15 protein-coding genes are annotated in these 25458 nt (G+C 70.7%); 11 read left to right on the top strand and 4 right to left on the bottom strand.

Annotation, left to right across the window (positions count from 1 at the left end; genetic code table 11):
• Positions 1 to 72: 72 nt before the first annotated feature.
• Positions 73 to 864 (bottom strand): hypothetical protein, encoded by a 792-nt coding sequence (locus ACFHVL_RS24970; RefSeq protein ID WP_416630872.1) that lies wholly within the window; start codon positions 862 to 864, stop codon positions 73 to 75.
• A 131-nt stretch (positions 865 to 995) separates the two neighbouring features.
• Here ACFHVL_RS24970 and ACFHVL_RS24965 point away from each other — a divergent pair, with 131 nt between their 5' ends.
• The gene (locus tag ACFHVL_RS24965; protein ID WP_416630871.1) at positions 996 to 1820 is read left to right on the top strand and encodes a DUF3097 domain-containing protein; all 825 of its coding nucleotides are present in this window, start codon (positions 996 to 998) and stop codon (positions 1818 to 1820) included.
• 15 nt (positions 1821 to 1835) lie between these two features.
• Here the strand turns inward: ACFHVL_RS24965 and ACFHVL_RS24960 are convergent, their stop codons facing one another.
• Positions 1836 to 3206: a serine hydrolase domain-containing protein gene (locus tag ACFHVL_RS24960; RefSeq protein WP_416630870.1), complete on the bottom strand. Its 1371-nt coding sequence runs from the start codon at positions 3204 to 3206 to the stop codon at positions 1836 to 1838.
• Between the two features lie 127 nt (positions 3207 to 3333).
• On the opposite strand from ACFHVL_RS24960, the gene ACFHVL_RS24955 reads away from it, so the two are divergent.
• The 3 genes from ACFHVL_RS24955 (at position 3334) to ACFHVL_RS24945 (ending at position 5880) form a co-directional block, all read left to right on the top strand.
• On the top strand, positions 3334 to 3792 hold the full coding sequence (locus ACFHVL_RS24955) for an NfeD family protein (RefSeq protein ID WP_416630869.1): 459 nt from the start codon (positions 3334 to 3336) through the stop codon (positions 3790 to 3792).
• Between the two features lie 32 nt (positions 3793 to 3824).
• Complete coding sequence (locus ACFHVL_RS24950; protein WP_416630868.1) at positions 3825 to 4946, top strand: SPFH domain-containing protein; 1122 nt, start codon at positions 3825 to 3827, stop codon at positions 4944 to 4946.
• 175 nt (positions 4947 to 5121) lie between these two features.
• Positions 5122 to 5880, top strand: a complete 759-nt coding sequence (locus tag ACFHVL_RS24945) for a hypothetical protein (protein ID WP_416630867.1) — start codon at positions 5122 to 5124, stop codon at positions 5878 to 5880.
• A gap of 10 nt (positions 5881 to 5890) precedes the next feature.
• Here the strand turns inward: ACFHVL_RS24945 and ACFHVL_RS24940 are convergent, their stop codons facing one another.
• The gene (locus ACFHVL_RS24940) at positions 5891 to 6697 is read right to left on the bottom strand and encodes a TrmH family RNA methyltransferase (protein ID WP_416630866.1); all 807 of its coding nucleotides are present in this window, start codon (positions 6695 to 6697) and stop codon (positions 5891 to 5893) included.
• A gap of 41 nt (positions 6698 to 6738) precedes the next feature.
• Between ACFHVL_RS24940 and ACFHVL_RS24935 the strand changes: the two genes are divergently transcribed.
• The gene (locus tag ACFHVL_RS24935; protein WP_416630865.1) at positions 6739 to 8391 is read left to right on the top strand and encodes a PucR family transcriptional regulator; all 1653 of its coding nucleotides are present in this window, start codon (positions 6739 to 6741) and stop codon (positions 8389 to 8391) included.
• Between the two features lie 193 nt (positions 8392 to 8584).
• Positions 8585 to 8920 (top strand): rhodanese-like domain-containing protein, encoded by a 336-nt coding sequence (locus ACFHVL_RS24930; protein WP_416630864.1) that lies wholly within the window; start codon positions 8585 to 8587, stop codon positions 8918 to 8920.
• Between the two features lie 214 nt (positions 8921 to 9134).
• On the opposite strand, the gene ACFHVL_RS24925 is transcribed toward ACFHVL_RS24930, so the two are convergent.
• Positions 9135 to 9404, bottom strand: coding sequence for a metal-sensitive transcriptional regulator (locus ACFHVL_RS24925; RefSeq protein ID WP_416630863.1), 270 nt, complete (start codon positions 9402 to 9404; stop codon positions 9135 to 9137).
• Between the two features lie 123 nt (positions 9405 to 9527).
• Here ACFHVL_RS24925 and ACFHVL_RS24920 point away from each other — a divergent pair, with 123 nt between their 5' ends.
• The 5 genes from ACFHVL_RS24920 to ACFHVL_RS24900 all read left to right on the top strand — a co-directional run bounded on the left by ACFHVL_RS24920 (position 9528) and on the right by ACFHVL_RS24900 (position 25452).
• Positions 9528 to 10853: an MBL fold metallo-hydrolase gene (locus tag ACFHVL_RS24920; RefSeq protein ID WP_416630862.1), complete on the top strand. Its 1326-nt coding sequence runs from the start codon at positions 9528 to 9530 to the stop codon at positions 10851 to 10853.
• 67 nt (positions 10854 to 10920) lie between these two features.
• The gene (locus ACFHVL_RS24915; protein ID WP_416630861.1) at positions 10921 to 11508 is read left to right on the top strand and encodes a rhodanese-like domain-containing protein; all 588 of its coding nucleotides are present in this window, start codon (positions 10921 to 10923) and stop codon (positions 11506 to 11508) included.
• Positions 11505 to 13259, top strand: coding sequence for a SulP family inorganic anion transporter (locus ACFHVL_RS24910; protein ID WP_416630860.1), 1755 nt, complete (start codon positions 11505 to 11507; stop codon positions 13257 to 13259). The genes ACFHVL_RS24915 and ACFHVL_RS24910 overlap by 4 nt, the downstream gene beginning before the upstream one ends.
• Positions 13260 to 13859: 600 nt before the next feature.
• Entirely contained in the window at positions 13860 to 13985 is a 126-nt protein-coding gene (locus ACFHVL_RS24905; protein ID WP_416568346.1) for a hypothetical protein, read from the top strand.
• Between the two features lie 286 nt (positions 13986 to 14271).
• A complete protein-coding gene (locus ACFHVL_RS24900; protein ID WP_416630859.1) occupies positions 14272 to 25452 on the top strand; it encodes a LamG-like jellyroll fold domain-containing protein in 11181 nt (3726 codons plus the stop codon).
• The last annotated feature ends 6 nt before the right edge of the window (positions 25453 to 25458 follow it).

Here is a 25458-nt window from a genome sequence, read left to right as displayed (position 1 = left end):
AGGGGCATTCAGTCATACCGAGCCGGGCGACCGAGCCGTCCCCGGCTGGGGACGATCAAAAAGGTAACGGGGTTAGGGGCGGAGGGGGGCGTTGCAGGCGGCGACCAGCGCCCGGCGGCAGGCGATGGTGAGTGGCCGCAGCGCGGCGTCGCGCTGCTGGACCTCGTAACCGTTGACCGCCCCACCTGGCGCCGCGTGCTCGGCCAACGCCAGCACCTGGTCCAGGGTGCCGGCCCGGGCGAACAGTCGCCGGGCCCGCGGGTCGAAGCCGGGCGGCAGATCCATCCCCGCGTCCGGCCGGCGCAACGCGGCCAGGGCACCGGCCAGCTCGGGCCGCCAGTGGGCGATGTCCAGCCGGGTCAGCGTCGTGGTCGTCTCGACGAGGGCGGCGGACAGCTCCGCCTCCGCCTCGGCGGCCCCGGGCTCGCCGTGACCGTTGCGGGGAAGCTCCTGCGGCAGTGGGTAGACCCGCCACAGCACCGTCTCGAACGTCACGCCGGAGCCGGAGGTGTGGCTGCGTACCTCGGGGATGACGCCGAGCCCCCGGGCCACCACCGCCTCGCCGGCCAGCAGCGCGGCAGCGGTGAACTCACCCGGGCCGGGCAGCCCACGGGGGTCGCCGGGAGCCGGCAACGTCAGCCGGATCTCGTCAGGGCTCAGCTTCGCGAAGCAGGACAGCGCGTCGCGCAGCGGCAGGTCGGTCCAGGCGCCGGGGGCGTCGGCAACCAGGTGCTCCTCGTCGCCGGCGATCTGGTCGGCGAGCTCGTCGTACGGCACCAGCCCGGCGCGCCACGCGCGCACCCAGGTCACGAATCGGCTGGACCGGCGCGCGACGAGGGTCGCCGCGCCTGCTGCGGGGGACATGCAGGCTAGGGTACGTGCCCGGCACCCGGTTGTCTCGACACCGGGCGCAGGGTCACCGTCGGTGGGCGTACCGGAGGCGTGGTCGGCGCGTCGCCCGGTCGGGCCGGGCCGGTGCCGGCTAGCCTGCCCCGATGGGTGGTGACGGGCGGTACGGCGACGACGTGCTGGCGGGCAACTGGCGCCGCCGACGCACGGTGCCCGAGGTGGACGCCGAGCCGGAACTGGTCGTCGAGGACGCCGACTCGGGCTTCTGCGGGGCAGTAGTCGGCTTCGAGTCCGGCGCGGTCACCCTTGAGGACCGGCACGGGCGGCGGCGGCACTTCCCGCTCGCCCCGGCGGCGTTCCTGCTCGACGGCCAGCCGGTGACGCTGCGCCGGCCGACCCGGACGGTGGCGGCACCCCGCCAGCGTCAGCGCACCGCGTCCGGGTCGGTCGCCGTCGGACGGCAGCCGGCCAGGGTGGCCCAGGCCAGCCGGATCTGGGTCGAAGGTGTGCACGACGCCGCGTTGGTGGAGCGGATCTGGGGCGACGACCTGCGGGTCGAGGGCGTGGTGGTCGAACCGCTGGACGGCATCGACGACCTCGCCGCCGAGGTCGCCACCTTCGCACCGGGCCCGCAGCGTCGGCTCGGGGTGCTGGTCGACCATCTGGTCCCCGGCTCGAAGGAGAGCCGGATCGTCGCCGCGGTCGCCTCGCCGTACGTGCTGGTCACCGGGCATCCGTACGTGGATGTCTGGCAGGCGGTCAAACCTGACCGGGTCGGCCTGCGCCAGTGGCCGCAGGTGCCCCGGGGACAGCCCTGGAAGGAGGGCGTCTGCGCGGCGGTCGGGGTGACCGGGCCGGCGGAGCTGTGGCGGCGAATCCTCTCCAATGTGCACAGCTACCAGGACGTGGAGACGCCGTTGATCAACGCGATGGAGCGGTTGATCGACTTCGTCACCGTACCGCCGGAGTGAGCCGGCACCCGACGGTCAGCCCAGGTCGTCGGGGTCGCGGGTGAAGACGAAGGTGGCGATGTCCAGCGCCGTCGGGGTCCCGGTCCGATCCCGGCGTACGGCGAGGATCTCCCCGTGCTGTGCGCCGGAGCGTCCCCGCCACCGGTCGGGGCTCTCCGCCGCGAACCGCGAGGGTGCCGCCGGGGTCGGTCCGGTCTGGGTGAGGACGAGTTGCGCGACGTCGGCGTCCCAGGCCAGGTTGAACTCCCGACCCATCCACCACCAGCGGCCGCAGACGGCGGCGATCTCCGGTGGCGGGGCCGCGCCGGGTCGCCATGGCGGTGGCCCCGCCGGCTCGGCGTCCAGGACATCGCTGAGAATCCGTAGGCCGAGTTGGCGGATGGTGCCGTTGGCGAGGCCGTACGAGTTGGCGAAGGCGACGACGCCGGTGCCGGTGCGCCGGTGTACGGCGAGCAGCGCCACATAGCCGGGCATGGAGCCGCCGTGTCCGGAGAAGACCCGGTCACCGACCCGGTACAGCTCCGGTCCGAGGCCGTGGCCGCCGGTCCACCGGTCGGGGTCGTCGATCGCGACCGGCAGGCACATCTGCGCCATCGTGTCCGGGCAGAGCACCGCCGGGTCGGGGTCGGCGACGAACGCGGCCCAGCGGCTGAGGTCGGCGATGGTGGACCAGAGCTGTCCGGCGGGCGCCATCGCCCCGGTGTCGGTTCGCGGCTCCTCGCGCAGCGTGCCGTGCCAGGGGTGCACCACGTAGCCCGGCGCGTACGGGGCGGCCGGGTGGTAGGTGGTGCGGGTCATGCCGAGCGGTTCGAGTATCCGGGTGGCGACGAGTTTGGCCCACCCGGTGCCGGTGATCCGGGTCAGCGCGGCACCGAGCAGCCCGTACGCCAGGTTGGAATAGTGGTAGGTCCGGTGCGCGGCGAAGGCGATCTTGCCGGGGTGCAGGGTGGCGAGTAGACCGGCGATGTCGGTGCCGGTGGTCCGTTCCCACCAGCCGTCGGTGTCCGGCTCACGCTGCAGGCCGGCGGCGTGGCCGAGCAGCTGACGCAGGGTGATCCGGTCGAACGGGACGTCGGGCAGGTGCCGGCGTAGCGGATCGTCGAGGTCGAGTCGACCGGCGTCGCGCAGTTGCAGCACGAGCGTGGCGGTGAGCGTCTTGGTGATGGAGCCGATCCGGTACTGCAGGTCCGGGTGCGGTGCCGGGTGTGCGCCGGCGCTGGCGACGTGGAGAAGTCGGCCGCCCCGGACGATGCCGACGGTGATGGAGGGTGCCCGTCCCCGGGACTGGGCTTCGGCGACGGCGGCGTCGATCCGCACGGTGCTGCCGGGTGGAAGCGTGCTGCCGGGCGCCGGCGCGGTACTGCCGGGCGGATGGGGAACGGACACAGCCGGAACACTCCTTTACGTGATGATGCGAAGCCGGTAAGTGTCATCCTGGGTGGTCGGCCGGAAAAATGCCTGATATGCCAGGCCTGTGGTCGCCGCTCGTGCGTGGGCATGTCACGATCGGTATGTGGAACCCGTCCTGTGGATCGTATTGGGCGTCGTACTGGCGATCGCGGAACTGTTCACCGCGACGCTGTTCCTCATCATGTTCGCCGCTGGGGCGTTCGCGGCGGCGATCGCCGCCGCGTTCGGTGCGCCGGTCGCGGTGCAGGCGCTGGTCTTCGCTGCCGTCTCGGCGTTGTCGGTGCTCGCCGTCCGGCCGGTCATTCAGCGGCACCGTGGATTCGCCCGCGACGACGGCGACGAGCCGTTCGGGGTGGAGGCGATCGAGGGCGCCTCGGCGCTCGTGCTGGAGCAGGTGGATGCTGACGGCGGCCGGGTGAAGATCGACGGAGAGTCATGGAGCGCCCGGGCGTACGACAGTACCCAGGTGCTGGCTCCCGGCGAGCGGGTACGGGTCATCGAGGTCAAGGGAGTGACCGCCATGGTGTGGCGCGATGAGTTCACCGGCGGTGGAATGCCCTGAATCGCCAGGAACGATGAAAAGGTGAGTAAACAATGGATGTAGCGATCGCGGTGCTGGTCGGGGCGATAGCCCTGATCACAGTGATCACCCTGATGCGGGCGGTGCGTATTGTCCCGCAGCAGCGGATGGACGTGGTGGAGCGGCTCGGCCGGTACCAACGCACCTTGACGCCCGGCCTGAACCTGCTCGTCCCGTTCGTCGACACGGTGCGCGCCAAGGTGGACATGCGCGAGCAGGTGGTCAGCTTCCCGCCCCAGCCGGTGATCACCTCCGACAACCTGGTCGTCTCCATCGACACCGTCCTCTACTTCAAGGTCGTCGAACCCCGTGCGGCCACCTACGAGATCGCCAACTTTCTGCAGGCGATCGAACAGCTCACCGTCACCACCCTGCGCAACGTCATCGGCTCGCTCGACCTGGAGAGCGCGCTGACCAGCCGCGAGGAGATCAACCGGCACCTGTCCGGCGTACTGGACGAGACCACCGGCCGGTGGGGCATCAAGGTGACCCGGGTGGAGATCAAGGCGATCGAGCCGCCGCCGAGCATCCGCGACTCGATGGAGAAGCAGATGCGGGCCGAGCGGGACCGCCGGGCCGCCATCCTCACCGCCGAGGGGCACAAACAGTCCCAGATCCTCAGCGCCGAGGGCGAGAAGCAGGCGGCGGTGCTGCGCGCCGACGGCGACCGGCAGGCCCGAATTTTGCAGGCCGAGGGCCAGGCCAAGGCGATCCGTACCGTGTTCGACGCGATCCACCAGGCCAACCCGAGCCAGAAGGTGCTCGCCTACCAGTACCTGCAGGCCCTGCCGCAGATCGCCAACGGCCAGGCCAACAAGATGTGGATCGTGCCGGCCGAGCTGACCAAGGCACTCGAAGGCCTCGGCGGCGCACTCGGCGGGCTCGGTCAGATGGTCGGCGACGCGCCGTCCCCGCAGCTCGACTCCGGTGCCGTGGAGCGGGAAGCGGCCGAGGCCGCACAGGCGGCGGCGGCCGAGGCGCAACGGGTCAACGACGAGGTGCGGGCCGCCGAGCAGGTGGTCAAAGGCGGCACCGCCCGGCCCGCCGGGCTGCCCGCCCCCGAGCCGGTGCCGGCGGCCGACCTGCTCAACGAAATCAACGCCAAGCAGCACCAGCCCGAGGCCGAACGCGGCTGAGGGGCGAAATACGAGGAATCCCCACGTGCCGGCCTCGCCGCCTGTCACGATCAACCGGTCGGTGACGACCAGTCACGACTCCATCGGTCAGTGACGACCAGTCACCGGTTCCACCGGTCAATGACGAACAGGTGCGGGGCTCGGGCGAGCCCGCACCGCGCGGGAGGACGACACCATGACGCGCGCCGTCAGGAACACCCGGCCCCGTACCACCGGCTCCACCGCCGGCCGGTCCGCTCCGATGCGGGTGGTCTCCCGCAGCGACGCCGGCATCGCCGTGGTGGCGGCCGCCGCGCCGGAGCAGACACCGGCCGGACCGGCGACCAACGCCGCCTGGGCCTGGACGGTACGTCGGTTCAGCCGGGCCGCCATTTGGGCACTGCCGCTGTACGCGGTCGCCTTCGCGGTGAGCAGCCTCAGTGGACTACGTGGCGGCAACCCGGCGCCCGACCTGATCGACGGGCGGCCGGCGTACCTGATCGCCTGGGTGATCGCCAGCTGGCTCGGCCTGGTCGCACTGGTGGCGATCGCCGGAATCCACGCCGCCGCCCGCAGCCGGGGCGCCGCCGTCGCGGCGCTGCTCGTCGGGTTGGCCGGTGCCGCGTTGATGGTGCCGTTCGCCGGGCTGCCCGACGGCACCGTCGTCTACGGCACCTCGGCCCGCTCGCTGGCACTGGTCGGTGCCGCGCTCTACAGCCTCAGCTGGTTCCTGGCCGGCGCTGCCGTGCTGCGGTCGGAGCTGTTCAACCGGCTGGACGGGTGGCTGCTGATCGCCGCGTCCCCGCTGCTCGGCTTCGTCGGGCTGCTCTCCGGGCCACTGCAGACCGTCGGTGCGGTGTTCGCGTTGACCGCCGGGATCGGCCTGGCCTGGTCCGCCGGGCGGATGGTGCCCAACGTGTACGCGGCCCCGGCCGTGGCCGTGTCGGGTTCCTGAGCGGAGGGCGTCACAGCTGGTCGTCGCGGCACAGCTCCCAGAACGCCACCGCCGCCGCCGTCGCCACGTTGAGTGAATCCACCCCCCGGCGCATCGGGATCGCCACCCGGACGTCCGCGACCTGCATCGCCGCCGAACTCAGCCCGGGTCCTTCGGCACCGAGCAGCAGCGCCGGGCGGGCCCGGCGGTCCGCGTCCAGCCGTTGGATCGGGATCGCGTCCGGTGCCGGCGTCATCGCGAGCAGGTGGAACCCGGCGGTACGGATGGTCGCCAGCGCCGCCGGCCAGGCGACCGCCCGGGCGTACGGCACCGCGAAGACCTCGCCCATGCTGACCCGGACCGCGCGTCGGTACAGCGGATCCGCGCAGGTGGGGGAAAGGACCACCGCGTCCATGCCGAGCGCGGCCGCGCTACGGAACAGCGCCCCGAGGTTGGTGTGCGTGTTGACCCCTTCGCAGACGACCAGCCGGCGGGCCCGGCCGACCAACTCCGCCAGGCTGGGCAGCGCTCGCCGGTGGAACGAGGCGAGCACGCCCCGGTGCACGTGGAAGCCGGTGATCGACTCCAGCACCGCCGGGGTCGCTGCGTAGACCGGCGCGTCCGGCGGCAGGTCGGTGAGCTGGTCGACCCGCTTGGCGTCGATCAGCACCGACCGCAGCCGGTACCCGGCCCGCAGGGCGCGCGAGATGACCAGCTCCCCTTCGGCGATGAACAGCCCGTTCGGCGGCTCCCACCGGGTCCGTAGCTCGACGTCGGTCAGCGCCCGATAGTCCGCGATCCGCTCGTCGTCCGGGTTGATGATCTCCGCTACTGGCACACCGGAGATTGTGCCTGCCCGGCACAGGTAGCGTCTGGCAGGTGTTCCCAACCGTCCATGAGGTGCTGGCGCTCGCCCCGGTACGCCACGGCGGACCCCGGGTGGTGGCCGCCGAGGAGAACCTGGACCGGCCGGTGCGCTGGGTGCACGTCACCGAGGTACCGGACATCGCCAGCCTGCTGCGCGGTGGTGAGCTGGTGCTCACCACCGGGATCGGGTTGCCCGCCGACGACGCGGGGCTGCGGGCGTTCATCGCCGACCTGACCGAGGTCGGCGTCGCCGGTCTGGTGGTCGAGCTGGGCCGCCGCTACCACGGCGGGGTACCCCGGGTGATGGTGGCGGCGGCGCGGCGGCACGGGCTGCCGCTGGTTGAGTTGCGCCGGGCGACGCCGTTCGTGCTGATCACCGAGGCGGTGCACGCGTTGATCGTCGACGCCCAGTTGGCCGAGTTGCGGGCCACCGAGGAGATCCACCAGCGGTTCACCGAGCTGTCCGTGGAAGGCGCGGAGGCGTCCGAGGTGGTCCGGCAGGCCGCCGATCTGGCCGGTGTCCCGGTGGTGCTGGAGAACCTGTCCCGTCGGGTGCTGGCGTACGACAGCGCGGGGGAGAGCGCCCGCCTGCTGCTCGACGGCTGGGAGCAGCATTCGCGACGGATCCAGCCGGCCGGGCGGACGGCGTACCACGCCGACACGGGCTGGCTGGTGACCATGGTCGGCGCGCGTGGCCAGGACTGGGGGCGGCTGCTGCTGCGCTGCCCGCCCGACGGGCTGACCGCCACCGGTGAGCCGCCGACGCGGTTGTCGATCCTGCTGGAACGGGCCGCGTCGACGCTGGCGCTCGGCCGGCTGATCCGCCGCGACGCCGACGGGCTGGAGCGCCAGATCCACCGGACGTTGCTGACCGCGTTGCTGGACGGCTCACAGCCGGTCGACGAGGTCGCGATGCGGTCCCGGGCGCTCGGGGTCGGGCTGGACCGGCGGCACCTGGTCGGAATGGTGGTGCGGCTGCGCGCCGAGGACGACGCCGAGGTGATCCAGACCCGGCTACGGGATCTCGCCGAGGCAGTCGGGCTGGCGCTGCGGGAGGCGAGACTGGCCGGGTTGACCAGTGCGTTGGACGATCAGTCTGTCGGTGTGCTGCTGGCGGTCCGCGACGCCGCGGCGTCGGATCCGGCGTTAGCTGGCTTTCTGGCGGCGTTGCACCGGGTACGCCGCTCCGAGCCGCTGCCGGTGGTGGTCGCCGCCGGCAGCGGGGTGGACAGCATCCGGGAAGCCCGCCGGTCGCTGATCGAGGCCCGCCAGGTGGCCGAGGCGGGGCGGCGGGACCGGCGTGCCGACCAGGTGCTGCGGCTGCCGGACGTCGGCCTCGCGGGGCTGCTGCACCTGTTGCGGGAGGAGCCACGGCTGCAGGTGTTCGTGGAGCGGGAGTTGGGTGCGTTGCTGGCGTACGAGGCGGGGCATCCGCGTGAGCAGATGCTGGCGACGCTGCGTGCGTACCTCGATCATGGCCGCAACAAGTCGGCGGCGGCCGGGGCGGTCCACCTGTCGCGGCCGGCCTTCTACGAGCGGTTGACCAGGTTGGGTCGGATCCTCGACGTCGATCTGGATTCGGTGCAGAGCTGCCTGTCGCTGCATGTCGCGTTGCTGGCGTTGGACGCGGTCCGGGCCCGGCCGCCCGAGCGGCGCCAGGTCTGACGCCCCGCGCCACCGGGTCGAAGGTCCCGTGGGATGGGGGCATCAGACCGGTCGACAGATACCCCCTCGGGGTATGCCGTGGGGGCGGTAGCCGGTCACAGGACCGCGAGGAGGAGATCGTGATCCGGCTCGCCCGGATCGGCTTCGACAACGCGGCGGCTACCTGCGCGAACCCGAGCAGGCGTTCCTGCAGATGATCGACCGGCTGACCCCGGCCAGCCGGGTGACCGTCGCGCGGCTCGTCGCCGCCCTCGACAGTGAGCGCCCACCGGTGGTGCTCGACGTGCGCAACGCTGGCGAGCGCGACGCCGGCGCGATCGACGGAGCACTGCACATCCCGCTCGCCGAGCTGCCCCGGCGGATCGCCGAGGTGCCGACCGACCGGCCGGTCGTCGTGCACTGCGCCGGTGGCTACCGGTCGTCGGTGGCCGCCAGCCTGCTGCGCGTCGACGGTCACCCCGACGGGTCCGACCTGCTCGGCGGCTACCAGGCCTGGCGCGCCGCCCACCTGCCGACCGCCGTCGGCTGAGCTTGACGAATCTCCCACAATGGAAGGATCCCGATGACCATGAGCACTGACACCCGCGTACCGAGGCCGATCTGGATGCCCGACTGGCCGACGACTCGGTGAAGCTGACCGACTGGTATCTGGCCATCCGGCCGGATCGCCGCTGACCGCATCCGGCTCCTCGGCCGGCACCTGGTGGCGGCAACCGTCGCCACCAGGTCGGCCGAGGCAGCGGTCAGGCCAGGGAGAGGAAGAGTTTCTCCATCTGCTCCAGGTTGGCCTTGCGGTCGCCGGTCGGCGCGTCGGGGTCCATGCACTGTTCGAGCCCGCTGGCGATGACCTTGAAACCGGCCCGGTCCAGTGCCCGGGAGACCGCCGCGAGCTGGGTGACCACCTCGGCGCAGTCCCGGCCGGATTCCAACATGGCGATCACGCCCCGGATCTGCCCCTCGGCCCGGCGCAACCGCTTGATCACATCCGCCGTGGTCTGCTCCTCGACCTGCATGATCGGCTCCTCCCACTCAGGTGTGAAGAATACACCCGGGGGTATGGGTTGCTGATGCGTGTCCAGCCGGACATACTGGGGATCAGATACCCCCAGGGGTATCCATGAGAGGGAGGAGTACCCGTGGAACTCGTCTCGTTCCGTACCCCCGGCCTGGGAGACCAGTCCTACCTGCTGACCCACCAGGGCAAGGCGATTCTGGTCGACCCGCAACGCGACATCGACCGGTTCCTCGACGCCGCCGCCGAACGCGACGTCGACGTCCGGTTCGTCCTGGAAACCCACCTGCACAACGACTACGTCTCCGGCGCCGTACAGGTCGCCCGGCGTACCGGAGCCGAGCTGGTCCTGCCCGCCGCCGCCGCACCGACCTACCAGCACACCGCCGCCTTCCACCTCGAAGACATCAAGGCCGACAACCTCACCCTGCGCCCCATCCACACCCCCGGGCACACCCCCGAACACACCAGCTACCTGGTGCTGATCGACGGGGAACCGGTCGCCGTCTTCTCCGGCGGCAGCCTGCTGGTCGCCTCGGCCGGCCGGCCCGACCTGCTCGGCCCCGACCGCGCCCGCACCCTGGCCCGACTCCAGTACGGATCACTGCACCGGCTCGCCGGGCTGCCCCGGGCGGTGGCGCTCTACCCGACCCACGGCGAAGGCTCGTTCTGCACCACCACCGGCGCCGGCCGCTACGACTCCACCATCGGCGACGAGATCGACGACAACCCGCTGCTCGGCATCGCCGATCAGGAGGACTTCGCCGACCGGCTACTCGCCGAGCCGATGCCCATCCCGGCCTTCTACCAGTACATGGGGCCGGCCAACATCCACGGCGGGGAGCCGATGCCGACCGTCGACGTACCCGACGTCACCGCAGCCGACCTGCCGACCGACGACGCCACCCAACTGATCGACATCCGGCCCCGGCAGGCTCAGGCCGCCGGCCTGCTCCCCGGCTCGGTCGGCATCGAACTCACCGACGACTTCGGCAGCTGGGCCGGCTGGCTGCTGCCGTACGGGGCACCGATCGTGCTGGTCGCCGACGCAGACACCGACGTCACCGAGGCCGTCGTGCAACTGGCCCGGATCAACATCGACGCCGTCCGCGCGGTTTACCGCCCAGCTCCGGCCGACCCGCTCGGCCCCGGCTACGAACTCCTCGACCGGGAAGCCTTCCAGCAGCGGTTGACGCGACCCGACGCGCAACTGCTCGACGTACGGATGCCGAACGAACGGGCCAAGGCCGCCTGGCCGGGAGCCGTCGGACGGTTCCTCGCCGACCTGGTCACCGACGGCATCCCCGCCGAACTCGACCCGCAGCGGCCGGTCCTGGTCGCCTGCGGCAGCGGCCGGCGGGCCGCCATCGCCGCCAGCCTGCTGGTACGCGCCGGCTACCGGGTCGCCGTGCTCAACGGTGCCGGCGTCGCCGACCTGGTCACCGGCTGACCGCCGACCCGGTCACCGCCGACCCGGCCAGCGCCACCTGACACCACCGTCTTCAGGAGATCCAACCATGTCCTTCACCACCAACCCGAGCATCGACGTCCCCGCCGCTCGGGCACTGCTCGCCGCCAACCCCGACACCCTGGTCGTCGACGTACGCACCCCGGCGGAGTTCGAAACCGCGCACATCGACGGGGCGATCAACCTGCCGCTCGACCAGGTCGACGCCCACCTCAACCGGATCGTCACCGACGCCGGCGGGCGGATTCTGCTGATCTGCCAGTCCGACAACCGGGCCAACCAGGCCTGCGGAAAACTCGCCACCGCCGGACTCGACACCGCGACCGTGCTGACCGGCGGCATGAACGCCTGGATCTCGGCCGGCGGCCCGGTCGACCGGGGCCGGCAGCGGTGGAGCCTGGAACGCCAGGTGCGACTCGTCGCCGGTGCCATCGTGCTGGTGTCGGTGCTGGCCAGCATCTGGTACCCGCCGGCGCGCTACGTCGCCGGTGCCATCGGCGCCGGGCTGACCTTCGCCGCGCTGAGCAACACCTGTGCCATGGGCATGCTGCTGGCCCGCCTGCCGCACAACCGGGGTGCCGGCTGCGACGTCGACGCGTCGCTGACCCGGCTCAGCCGGGCCGGCGCAGCGAAATGACCGCCGCCGGGTACCCGCGCCAGGAGCGTACCGGCCCGGCGCGGGCCCTGCCGATCCTCGGCTGGCGGCGCGGTTACGACCGGCACGTGCTGCGCCACGACCTCGTCGCCGGGCTGACCGTCGCCGTCATGCTGGTGCCGCAGAGCATGGCGTACGCCGCCCTCGCCGGCATGCCACCGGTCACCGGCCTGTACGCCGCCGTCGTCCCGGTCCTGGTCTACGCCCTGCTCGGCACCTCCGGCGCGCTCGCCGTCGGCCCGGTCGCCATCACCGCGCTGATGACCAGCACCGCCCTCGTCCCGCTCGCCGCCGGCGACCCCGGCCGGTACGCCGCCCTCGCCGGCCTGCTCGCGCTGCTGGTCGGCGCCATCCAGATGCTGATGGGGGTGCTGCGCCTCGGCGCGCTGGTCAACTTCATGTCGCACTCGGTGCTGTCCGGTTTCACCTCGGCGGCGGCCATCGTCATCGCCGCCAGCCAGCTCAAGGACCTGCTCGGGCTGCGCGCCGACCGGGCCGAGAACCTGCCCGGCATCGTCGGCAGCCTCTGGCAGGCCGCCCCGACGGTGCACCCGCTGACCGTCGCGGTCGGCGCGGCCAGCATCGCCGGCCTGCTGCTGCTCCGCCGCTACCTGCCGAAACTGCCCGGCGCGCTGCTCGTCGTCGCCGCGGTGACCATCGCCAGCGCGGCCCTGGCCTTCGGCGCCCGCGGTGTGCCGATCCTCGCCGAGGTGCCCAGCGGGCTACCAACCCCGGATCTGCCGTCGATCGCCCTGGCCGACCTGCGGGCGCTGCTGCCAGCGGCGGTCGCGATCGCCCTGGTCGCCTACATGGAAGGCATCGCGGTGGCGAAGTCGCTCGCCGCCCGCTCCCGCCAGCAGGTCGAACCGAACGCCGAACTCGTCGCCGTCGGCGCGGCCAACCTCGCCGCCGGGGCGTTCCACGCCTTCCCGGTCGCCGGCGGATTCTCCCGCAGCGCGGTCAACTTCTCCGCCGGCGCCCGGACCCCGGTCGCCTCCCTGGTCACCGCCGCCGTGGTGGCGGCCACCGCGTTGCTGCTCACCCCGGCCTTCCACCTCCTGCCCAAAGCCGTCCTGGCGGCGATCGTCGTCGTCGCCGTCCTCGGCCTGGTCGACTGGCGGGAAGCCCGGTCGGCCTGGCGGGTACGGCGTACCGACGGGCTGACCCTCGGGCTGACCTTCCTGGTCACCCTGGTCGCAGGGGTGGAGCCAGGGCTGGCCGTCGGCGTCGCGTTCAGCCTCGCCGTGTTCCTGCGCCGCTCGGCACGACCGCACACCGCCGAACTCGGCCGGGTGCCCGGCACCGCGACCTTCCGCAACCTCGCCCGCTACCAGGGCCTGGTCACCGACCCACGGGTCGCGGTGCTGCGCATCGACGGCCCGCTGTACTTCGCCAACGCCCAGTACCTGGCCGACCAGTTGCTGACGTTGACGCAGAGCCGCCCCGAGCTGCGGGCCGTGGTACTCGACGCCAGCGCGATCAGCGACGCCGACACTGACGGCGCGCACGCCCTGGCGCAGACCCGGCAGCGGCTCGCCGGCCGCGAGACAGCCCTGCATCTGGCGACGGTCCGGGGGCCGGTACGCGACCTGCTCACCCGGGCCGGGCTCTGGTCGGTGATGCGCGACGCCGGGCAACTGCACCCCGAGGTCGCCGACGCCGTCGACACGGTCACCGGATCGCCCGCCGTCGACACCGAGCGACCCAACCGCCTGCCGCAGGAGGTGTTCTGACCGTGCCGGACCGGTCCGCCACCGTGGTCACCCTGGTGCCGGCCGGGCACGCCGACTGCGCCGGCAACCCCGGTCAGCGCCCACTGGTCACCAGCAGGGCACGCTTCGCCAGCCGTAGTAGGAGGTCCGGGAACTCCATTGCTCGTCCAAGTACTGGCCGTCGCACGAACCGTAGAGCCACCTGCCGACAACGGTGGTGTGGCCCGCGTTCGTGAAGAACCGGACATCAATCAGCGAGCCGACCAGTGGGGCGGGGAGTTCGCCTACGCCGGACCGGTGAAGGCCAGGTCGGTGGACACCACCAACACCGTCGCGACGATGGCGTGTCGGATGAACTTGAGCATGTGTCAGGTCCCTCCTGGAAAGTGAATTGTCCTCTCTCTCCAGAGCGTAGGGCATCGGCCGACGAACGTCAGTCGCCCGCATGATGCGACAAAGCCCAACCGATGGTGGCCGGGACGTCGGATTCTCGGATCCGGGCCCGTCGGCCTGTCGCGTCAGCCCGGCCGGGAGCACGCTGGTATCGGTAGCCAGTTCATCACCGGATGATCGACGCTCGGATGTACGTTGCGACGGCCACGTCTGACGAGGAGTGATGAGATGGACAAGAAGGAGCGCAGGCCCCGCCGGGACAACCGGGGCGGTGGCGGCCACGGTGCCGCCGTGTACGGACTCGGCCTGATCGGCGCGCTGGTCTACTACATTCAGCAGGCGGACGGCTTCTGAGCGGTCGTGCTGGGCATCCTGCAGGCCCTGGTGTGGCCCGCGTTTTTCGTCTACCACGTGCTGGACTTCGTTTCCGCCTGACCACGCCTGTGTCTGACCACGTCTGGCACGGTCACCGGTAGCAGCAGGCCCTGCGGCGTCGACGCCACAGGGCCTGCTGCTGAAATCCCCTACCAGTTCCTCAGCGGTTCCTCAAATTTCCGCCAAGTCTCGGCGATTTTCGCCCATGGATGATGTGACCTGGTCCGCGGGGACAACGCTCCGGTGTGGAATGAGGTGGCCGCTGATGTCTACGAGTCGTGCTGTTCACCGTCGGCGTCGCTTAAGGACAGCGGGGACGTTCGCCTGGTGGCGGCGGTGGGCTGGTGGGGTCGCGGTGGTGGTCGCGGCGCTGGTGGGGTTGTCGTCGTCGGTGCCGCCGGGTGCGGTGCCGGCGGACGGTGAGTTCCCGGTGGGGTGGTTGTCGTCGTGGTTCACGGGCCGGTCGGGGTGGTTGCCGTGGGGCGGGCCGGCTGTGGAGCTGCCGGCGGCGCGGGTCGGTGACGGTGCCGGTTCGGGTGGGTATGTGGGGTCGGCGGCGACGCGGGCGTCGGGTGGGGCGGGTTCGGCGCAGCGGTTGGTGAACGGTCTGTCGGGGTATGCCGGGGAGCCGGTGGTGGGCGAGTCGGTGACGCCGGTGACGGTGGGCCGGTTCGATCCGGAGTCGAGTGTGCGGGACGCGGCGGCGTCGGGGCCGAATGCCGACGTGTACGCCAACGCGGATGGTTCGACGACGGCGGAGTTGAGCACCGGGCAGGTCAACTACGAGGCGGCGGATGGTTCGTGGCGGCCGGTGGATTCGACGTTGGTGCGTCGGGGCGGCCGGTGGGTGGTGAGGGAGAACTCGCTGGGGGTGTCGCTGGCCGGTACGTCTGCCGGTGGGGCGTTGGTGGAGTTGTCGCTGCCCGGTGATGGGTCAGTGGGCTGGGGTCTGGCTGGTGCGGCGGCGGTGGCTCCGGCGGTCGACGGCAAGACGGCCACGTACCCGGAGGTGGTCGCGGACACCGACCTGGAGGTGGTGGCGCGGCCGGACGGGGTGCAGCAGGGGCTGGTGCTGGCCTCGCCGCGGGCCGGGTCGGAGTGGGTGTTTCCGCTGATGCTGGACGGGGTGTCGGTCCGGTCCGGTGACGGCGGCTCGGTCGATGTGTTCGACGGCGCCGGGTCGGTGGTGGCGTCGATTCCGCCGACGGTCATGCAGGATTCGTCGGTCGATCCGCAGACGGGGCTGCCGGCGCGGTCGCCGGCGGTGGCGATGGAGCTGGTGGAGGTCGACGGTGGCCCGGCGCTGAAGCTGGTGGCTGACCGGGAGTGGTTGACGGATCCGGCGCGGGTGTTCCCGGTGCGGGCGGACGTGGGCGTGCTGATCTCGACGCGCGGGGACGTGTTCGTCGACACCGATCCGGATACCGGCCCGGCCGTACAGGACGGCGACCGTCTCGCAATCGGATTCCAGGATCAGGATGACGTCCTGTCCCGGACGTTTCTCAAGTTCACCATCCCATCGGAGCTTGCGAGGTCGGGCTGGTTCATCTCCTCGGCGAACCTGCGGCTGTACCTGAACTACCGGGCGAGGTGTGACGTCCAACGGATCAAGGTCGGGCTGGTCGAGGAGGAATGGAGCGTCGGAGATCTGCGCACCGCCGCCCACCCGGGGCCGAAGATCGACCTGGGGCCGGGTCACTACCGGTACTACACCGACAACGGGCGGGCATGTGAGAACCCGAACCCGAATCCGTCCGTCGGCCAGTGGGTCGAGATCGACGTCCGGGACCTGATTTCGGGCTGGGCGCTTGGTCAGCCCAATCTCGGTCTGGCGTTGTTGGACGAGGAACACTGGTCTGAGGCGGCAGCGGCGTTGTTCGCTTCGGCCAACTATGCCGGCGGTGACTACGCGCCGCGGTTGCAGCTGACCTTGTCGAACAACCTGCCGCCGCAGGTGGACCAGCGGGCACCGACCCACGGTGCGGTGGTGTCGACGTTGACGCCCCGGTTGTACGTGCGGGGCCGCGATTTCGACGAGTCCGGCACTGTGCGCTACAAGGTCTGGATCTACGACAGCACCGGGACCCTCATCCACGTCAACGAGGGCACCAAGTCGTACTACGACGTCCCGGTCGGGTTGTTGGAGACGAACAAGCAGTACTCGTGGGCGGTGCAGCCGTATGACGGGGCTGTCTACGGCGCCCGGTATCCGAAGTACGTGTTCTACACGCGGGTGCCGCAGCCGGCGTTGGGATCCCGGTTGGTGCAGAACCCGGGGGTGGGTTACCACCCGGAGATCGGCAACTACACGTCGGCGGTGACGGACGCGCAGGTGGCGGGGGTGGGGCCGGCGTTGGAGATCACCCGGTCGTACAACAGTCTGGACACCCGGCGGTCGGGGGCGTTCGGGCAGGGCTGGTCGAGTCTGTTGGACGCGCGGGTGACCGAGCGGACCAACTCGGCGGGTGCGGTGCTGGGTGTGGTGGTGCGGTATCCGGACGGGTCGGAGGCGGTGTTCGGGCCGACGTTGAACGGGTCGTTCGTGCCGCCGCCGGGTCGGTACGAGGTGTTGACCGCGGTGAAGTCCGGTCCGTCGGTAACCGGGTACCGGTTGACCGTCAAACACGGGACGACGTACGTGTTCTCCCGCGCGGCCGGGGGTGGCGCGTTCAAGGTCACGTCGGTGACGGACGCCAACGACCAGACCTTGACGTTGACGTACAACGGCAGTGGGCTGGTGTCGGAGTTGATTAGCGCGTCGGGGCGGTCGTTGACGTTGACCTGGGCGGGCACCACGAGCCCGTCGGTCGGGTCGCATGTGACGAAGGTGACGACGGACGCGCCGACCGCCGGTGGCAGTGGCTACGTGTGGACGTACACGTACGGCAACCATGACCGCCTGACGAAGGTGTGTCCGCCGACGGCGTCGTGCACCACGTACTCCTGGGGTAACAGCGCCAACCAGGGGGCGAACGCGGTGCTGAATCATGTGCCGTCGTCGTTCTGGCGGTTGAACGAACCTTCCGGGTCGACCCTGGCGGCCAGCAGCGTGCTGGACAACGGTGGCACCGACGTGGCGTTCTACGAGGGTACGTCGGCGGGTGGGGTGCCGGGGGTATGGCCGGGGTCGACGTCGACGTCGACGTCGTTCAACGGCACGTCGTCGCGGGTGCGGCTGCCCAGCGGGCTGGTCAACGACAGTGCGTACCAGTCGGTCAGTCTGTGGTTCCGGACGGGGACGGCGTCCCGGGCGGGGGTGTTGTTCTCGTACCAGCATGCTCCGATTTCGGACGGTACGACGTCGCGCAACTACACGCCGTCGATCTATGTCGGGTCGAGTGGGAAGTTGCACGCGAAGTTCTATGACGGCAACTCGACGACGATGCAGTCGCCCGGTCGGGTGGACGACGGGCAGTGGCATCACGTGGTGCTGGCCGGGGCCGGCACGAGCCAGTCGCTGTATGTGGACGGCATCCAGCAAGCGGTCCGTCGCGACGGCCTGATCGAGATGTTCGACGTGGGCGGGTCGGCGCATGTGTACGTGGGTGCGGGGTTCGTCGGCGGGAACTGGCCGGACCAGCCGCATCATGGTTCGCCGAACTACCACGGGCATGCGAACTTCTTCGACGGGCAGATCGCCGATGTGACGTTCTTCAACCGGACGTTGACCTCGGCCGAGGTCACTGAGATCAACGCGACGGCGCGGGGTCAGAGCCGGCAGTTGTCGAAGGTGACCAGCGCCGAGGAGCGGACGCTGACGTCGTTGTCGATGGACTCGGTGACCGGGAAGCTGGCGTCGGTGACCGACAGCAACGGTGGGACCTGGGCGTTGGGGACGCCGAGGGTGGCGGGAACGAGCGGGGTGTACGCGGCGGCGGTGCTGGGGTCGGCGCCGACGGACTACTGGCGGTTGCGGGATGCGGCCGGGGTTCAGGCGGTCAACGAGACCTGGCAGACGGCCGCGACGTTCAATTCGGTGACGTTGGGAGCGGCGGGTCCGTTCGCCGACGGCACGGCGGTGTCGTTCGACGGGTCAGCGTCGCTGGTGTCGGTGTCGGGGGAGCGATTGGCACCGGCCGGGACGCGGTCCCAGGAGCTCTGGTTCAGGACCACCGGTACCGGCGATGTGCTGGCGGGGGTGCAGGACGCGGCGGTGGACGGGACGCCGTCGGTGGGATCGCCGGTGTTGTGGATCGACTCCGATGGCCGGCTGCGGGGGCTGTCCGCGTCGGTGGATCCGACCGGGCCGTTGACGTCGGGGCTCGCCGGCAAGTGCGCCGAGTTGGCGGCCGACGGCACGAAGGTGCAACTGGCCACCTGCGACGGTGCGACGGCGCAGAGCTGGCGTTACGTCGGCAGCAGCCAGCAGTTGCGTCGGGGTGACAGGTGTCTGGGCCTGGCAGGTCAGGCGACCGGCAACGGCACCCTGGTCCAGGCGCAGACCTGTTCGAGCAGCGCGAACCAGAAGTGGGAAACGTCCGGGAACGGGTGGCGCAACTCGGGGGCGGGCCGGTGCCTGGAGGTGCCCGGCTCGTCGACCACGGACGGCACCCAGTTGGCGATCCGTAACTGCAACGACCAGGCCAATCAGTGGTGGGCGTTGGCGTTGGTCTCGGCGGCGCCGGTCAACGACGGCAAGTGGCACCACGCGGTGCTGACCAAGACCGCCGCCGGCAACGACACCGTCCAGGCGTTGTACCTCGACGGCGTACGGGTGCAGTCCAGCACCGGCTCCCTGGCTGGCGGGGTCGAAAGGCTCAGTCACGGATATCTGGGTGCGGGGTACACGGGGAACGGTTGGTTGGGGCTGCCCTCGGACTCGACGGCGTACTACGCGGGTGCGTTGGCGGAGGTCGCGCTCTACGACCGGGCGTTGAGCGCGGACGAGGTGGCGTTGCACTACCAGTCGGTGGGTCGGGCGGTGCCGTTGGTGGTGACGGCGGCGGGCGACGGGGCTGCCGCAGTCCGGTTGTCGGAGACGGCGGCGGGTGGGTTGCCGGACGAGGTGTTGCCGCCGGGTGCGGTGCATGTCGACGCGGCAGCGGAGCACGCGCAGACGACGACGGTGTCGAATCCGGTGAAGATTGTGTCGGTGACCGACCCGGGCGGTAACGAGGTGTCGTACTCGTACGACCTGGTGTCGGGGCGGAAGGTGTCGCAGACCGACGCGTTGGGTCAGACGACGTTGTACGGCTATGACACGGGTGGGTTCACGAGTCTGGTGTACGACCCGAACGGAAACGTGACCCGGTCGGTGCAGGACGAGCGGGGCAACACGGTCCAGGAGGTGACCTGCCAGGACCAGGCCGCCGACAAGTGCTCCAGCAGCTACTACACCTACACCTTCTACAGCAGCGACCCGACGCACCCGAGGAGCGACCGCCTGACCCACGTGCGGGGGCCGGGCTCGCAGAGTGCGCAGGACGACACCTACCTGACGACCTACGGCTACGACAACTCCGGCAACCTGCACACCGTGCGGGACCCGCTCGGCCGGAAGACGGAGATCGAATACACCGACGGTACGGAGGTGCCCGCGGTCGACGGTGGGTCCGCCCCGGCCGGTCTGCCGTGGCATGTGCTGGATCCGTCGAAGGGATGGCAGACGATCAGGTACACCTCGGCGGGTGACGTGGCGTGGGTGTCGGACGCGGCGACTGCGGAGACGACGTTCACGTACGACGGGTTGGGTCGGACGTTGACGGAGACGGTGGTGACGTCGTCGTATCCGCAGGGGCGGACGACGTCGTACACGTACGACTCGGTGGGTCGGGTGGTGACGCGGACGGGTCCGGCGGTGACGGACCGGGTGACCGGTGCGGTGCATCGGGCGGTGACGCGTTACTCGTACAGCGTGGACGGGTTCCTGGCGGAGGAGCGGGTCAGTGACGCGTCCGGTGGGGATGTGGCCCGGGTCAGTACCTGGTCGTACGACGAGGGTGGGCGTCGGTCGGCGTCGGTGGACGCCGAGGGGGCGGTGACCAGCTACGGCTATGACGTGTACGGGCACCTGGTGGAGCAGACCGATCCGGATGGGGTGGTGAACGCCTACGAGGTGGACGTCAACGGCAATCTGCTGTCGCGGACGGTGAAGGGATTCACCGGGGATCCGAATGATCCGACGGATCCGGTGGATCTGGTGGTGGAGTCGAATGTGTACGACCCGGCGGGTCGGTTGGCGTCGACCACGGACGCGATGGGCTATGTGACGCGGTACACGTATACCGATGACGGGCGGACCGCGACGGTGACCCGCTCAGACGGTGACAGCTCGTCGTTCCTGCTGGAGAGCAACGGCTACGACGAGGCGGGGAACCTGGTCGAGCAGGTCACTGACAACGGTGCGACGGTGACGGCGTACGCCTACGACGCGGCGGGCCGGCAGGTGCGCAGCGTGCTGGATCCGGGCGGCCTGGATCGGGTGACCGAGGTGACGCTGTCCCGGACCGACGAGGTGTTGTCGCGGGTGGATCGGGACGCTGCGGGGGAGGCGTTGTCGGTCGTCGACTACGCCTACGACGTGTTGGGCCGGCCGGTGTCGCAGACGGGCTACCTGTCGGCGGACCGGTCGGTGACGCCGGTGGCGCGGTGGCGGTTGGCCGAGACGGGTGGGACGACGGCGGTCGACTCGGCGGGGAACAGTCCGGGTACGGCCACGGACGTGGTCTGGGCGTCGGATCCCGAGCGGGGTCGGGTCGCGTCGTTCAATGGATCGTCGTCGCGGATCGTCACCGATGCGCCGGTGGTGGACACCACCCGGCCGTACACGGTCGCTGCCTGGGTGCGATTGGACGATCTGCGATACTCCGCCTCGGTACTGGCGATGCCGGGCCTCGCCCGGACGAACGTGGCCGAGCGGGGCGCACCCGCGTTCGCACTCAACTACGACCACACCGTCGACGCGTGGCGGGCGCTGGCGACCGAGCAACTCGTGTTCAAAGGCGGCGGCGTACTACACCGCCGTCGCACCTTCGGGCAGGGCTCGATGCAGGCGGGCGAGTGGCAGCACCTGGCGGTGGGCGTGGACCCGCAGGCTGGCCGGTGGATCGTGTTCCTCGACGGCGAGAAAGTCGACGACTTCACCGGCAGCAGCTTCCACAGCGTGGCGGCCGGCGGGGTGCGGATCGGCTCGGGCATCGAGGGGGCGATCTCTGATCTGCAGGTGTATCAGGGGGTGCCGGGCGACGATGACTGGGCCGCCGGGGTGATGGCGGGTGCGGTGCCTCCGGCGGACGCGGGGGTGTCGCGGACCAGTTACGTGGTCGACAACGCTGGTCTGGCGACGTCGGTGATTGATCCGTTGGGTCACGCCACGTTCGTGGAGTACGACGAGGCGGATCGTCCGGTGGTGACGACGGGTCCGGCGGTGCAGTCGGAAACCGGTGAGTTGGATGGTCCGGTGGTGACGGCCCGGCCGGTGAAGCGGGTTGGTTACAACACGTTCGGTGAGGTGGTTGCGGAGTCGGATCCGAACGGGGCGATGACGACGTACGGGGTGGACCGGGTGGGTCGGCCGGTGGAGGTCCGGTTGCCGGCGTACACGCCGCCGGGTGGGTCGTCGTCGGTGACGCCGGTGGCGTCGGCGGTGTACGACAGCCTCGGTCAGGTGGTGTCGCAGACCGATCCGTTGGGCCGGGTCACGGAGTTCGACTATGACCAGTTGGGTCGGTTGGTGACCCAGGTGGCGCCGGACGACGGCACGACGACGGCGCGCTACGACCTGGCGGGCAACGTGTTGGCGGTGACGGATCCGACGGGTGCGGTGGCCGGTAGTGGCTACGACTTCCTGGGTCGGGTCACGAGTGTGAGTGAGGCGGTGCGGCAGACCGGTCAGGTGCACACCACGACGGTGGGCTATGACGGGGCGGGTCGGTTGTCGTCGGTGCGGTCGCCGGCGGGGGTGACCACCGGGTACGGCTACAACGCGGCCGGTGAGCTGACAGTTGTGGTCGACGGCGCGGGGCAGACCCGCGGTGTCGTCCACGACGGCCTGGGTCGGCCGGTGAGGGAGATGAATCCGGACGGTACGTACACGACGACGGGTTATGACATGTTGTCGCGGCCGGTGTCGTCGGCGGCGTACCGGGCGGCCGGTGGGGCGGCGTTGGCGACGGCGGCCTGGTCGTATGACGCGGCGGGCAATGTGGTGTCGGCGACGGACGCACGCGGCACGGTGACGCGGTTCGGCTACGACGCGACGGGGTTGTTGCGGACGCAGTCCGAGCCGGTGGATGCGACGACGACGATCGAGTCGTCGTTCGGGTATGACCTGGCGGGGAATCCGACCCGGTTCACCGACGGGGAGGGGCGGGCGTTCCGGACCACGTACACCGTGTGGGGGTTGCCGCAGTCGCGGATCGAGCCGGCCACGGCGGCGTACCCGGACGCGGCGGACCGGACGTTCACCACGGTTTACGATGCGGCCGGGCAGCCGGTGTCGCAGCGGGTGCCCGGTGGGGTGGCGCGGACCCTGGTCTACGACGACGCCGGTCGGCTGGTGCGTCAGTCCGGCTCCGGTGCGGAGGCCGCGACGCAGGGCCGGACGTACGGCTACGACGCGGCGGGTCGGCTCGTGGAGTTCTCCGCGCCGGGTGGCAGCAATCAGGTCGTGTACGACGACCGCGGCCTGCCGTTGTCGGTGACCGGCCCGTCGGGGAACGCGTCGTTCAGGTACACGGCGGACGGGTTGATGGCCTGGCGGGACGACGCGGCCGGGTTGACCCAGTACGAGTATGACGGTGCGGGCCGGTTGGCGTCGGTGGACAACGCCGACATGGGCACGGCGATCGGCTACACGTATGACGTGATGTCGGCGGTGTCGTCGATGACGTTCGGCACGTCGGGGAACCGGCGGGTGTTCGCCTACGACGATCTGCATCGGTTGACCAGCGACCGGCTGGTGTCGTCGGATGGGTCGAAGATCGCGTCGATCAGCTACGGCTGGGACGTCAACGGTAACGAGACCAGTAAGACAGTGACCCGTGGCTCGTCCACGACGGTCAACACGTACACCTACGATCTGGCTGACCGGTTGACGTCGTGGGACGACGGGAACACGACGGTCGGCTACCGCTACGACAAGGCGGGGAACCGGACCGGGGTCGGCGACGTCGACTACGTCTACGACGCCCGTAACCGCCTCGTGTCGGACAGCACCGGTGTCGGCTACCAGTACACGGCGCGGGGCACCCGCAGCGCGGCCGGTGCGGCGAGGACGGTGTCGGACGCGTTCGACCAGGTGGTGGAGCACACCCCGGCCGGTGGCAACGCCCGGGTGTTCGACTACGACGGCTTGGGTCGGGCGTTCCGGGACGGTTGGGAGTACACCGGTCTCGGTAACCACCTCGCCCGGGACAGTTCCAACGCGTTCTTCACCCGGGATCCGGGCGGTGGGGTGGTCGGGGCGCGGCACAACAACACGCGCCGGTTGGTGTGGACGGATCTGCACGGTGACGTGGTCGCCCAGTTGAACCCGGCCGGGGCGACGGTGACCGGCAGCCGCACCTATTCGCCGTTGGGCGAGGTGACCGCGGACAGCGGCATGCTCGGTGACCTCGGTTACCAGTCGGAGTGGACCGACGTGCGTAGTGGGCAGGTCAACATGCATGCCCGCTGGTACGACCCGGCGACCGCACAGTTCGGTGCCCGCGACAGCCTGACTGTCAGTGCGGTACCGGACCCGATCCGGGCGAACCGGTACCAGTACGGCGACGGCAACCCGTTGACCGTGGTCGACCCCACCGGCCACTTCGGAGAACGGTTTGCGAGGTCGTGGGACGACTTCACCGACTGGGCCGGCGACAGGTGGGACGACGCCGTCGACTGGGCCGGCGACGCGTGGGACGACTTTACCGACTTTCTCGACTGGGTCGGCGACGGCCTGGAGGCGGCCACCACGTGGACGCAGGAAGAGCTCGTCGAGGCGGCCAACGCCATCAGGCAGACGGTGGAGCAGAGCTATCAGGATCTGATCAAGGCCGGTGAGGCGCTGAAAGTAGCCGCCGAACAGGTGGGCCAGTGGGCCCGTACAGCCCGGGACTGGATCGTCGAACACAAGGCCGAGATCGTCGGCGCGATCGTCGGCATGGTCGTCGAGGCCAGCTGCCTGGTCGCGATCGGCTGGACCGGGGTCGGCATGGTCGCCTGCGGCATGGTCGGTGGCATCACCGGTGCCCTGGTCACCGGTGGGATGCAGGGCAAGACCGGCATGGATCTGCTGCAGGACGCGGTGATCGGCGGCCTGGCCGGTGGTCTCGGTGCCGCCCTGCCGATGATGGGCCCGGTCGCCGGCAAGGCGTTGAGCAAGGCCGCCTCCACCGGCGTGAAGAAGGTCGCCGGCACGAGCGTCGGCAAGGCCGGCGCCCGTGTCGGTGCGAAGGCCGCCGCCGGGGCCCGGTCGTTCAGCCGGGCGGTCAGCAGCAAGGCCGACGACGCGTCCCGGGCGGTGTCGCGCGGCTCCAGCCGGTCCACCCGGGAAGCCGCCGAACGCGCCGACGACGCCGTCCGCGCCGGCGGGAGCCGGGCCGACGGGGCTGCCAGCTGCGTGCGGCACAGTTTCGCCCCCGACACCCGGATACGGATGGCCGACGGCACCACCAAGCCGATCGGCGAGGTCGAACTCGGCGACGAGGTGCTGGCCACCGACCCGCAGACGGGGCAAAGCTCCGCTCGGCCGGTGCGGCTGCTGCACCACCACGCCGACCGGGAGTTGACCGACGTCACGGTCACCGACACCGTCACCGGTGAGAGCACGGTCGTCGAGACGACCGCGCACCACCCGTTCTGGAACGCCACCATCGGGCGGTGGACCGACGCCGAAGACCTGCGATCCGGTGATCGGCTGCGCAGCCCGGACGGCGAAACCACCCAGCAGGTCGCGGCGGTCCGGGTCTGGACCGGCCTGAAATGGATGAACGACCTCACCGTCGACGGCGACCACACCTACTATGTGGTGGCAGCCGACCGGCCGGTGCTGGTGCACAACTGCGACGGCTACACGGACCTGTACCACGGGACGAGCCGGCAGGCGGCGGACAACATCCGGAACAACGGCGTGGACCCGAGCTTCTCCAACCGGTCGAGAATGGACTTCGGCAAGGGTTTCTACACCACCCGTTCGCAGCAGCAGGCACAGAAATGGGCCAGCAAGCGATTCGGCGGGGACGGGGTGGTTCTGCACTTCAGGGTGCCGACCGCGAAACTCAACGCCATGTTCACAAAGACGTTCAACCGGCGCGGCGGCTGGGACCTGACCAACACCGTGCGCCGCTACCGCACCGGTGCCGGCGGAAACTTGTCGAACAACTACGATGTGGTCGAGGGTCCGATGCTCATAAATGTCGAAGGCTTCCTGAGGTTGGGGGCTCCGCCCCGCTGGTCCGGCAACCAGGTCGTGTTCTACGGCAGGGACGCCGGCCAGGTGCTCACCGACGCCCTGCAGCCCTAGGAGAAT

This window comes from Micromonospora sp. LOL_023 (assembly GCF_048060115.1).
GTDB lineage: Bacteria > Actinomycetota > Actinomycetes > Mycobacteriales > Micromonosporaceae > Micromonospora_E.
Note: the sequence above shows the minus strand (reverse complement) of the source record. Positions and strands in the feature narration are given on the sequence as shown.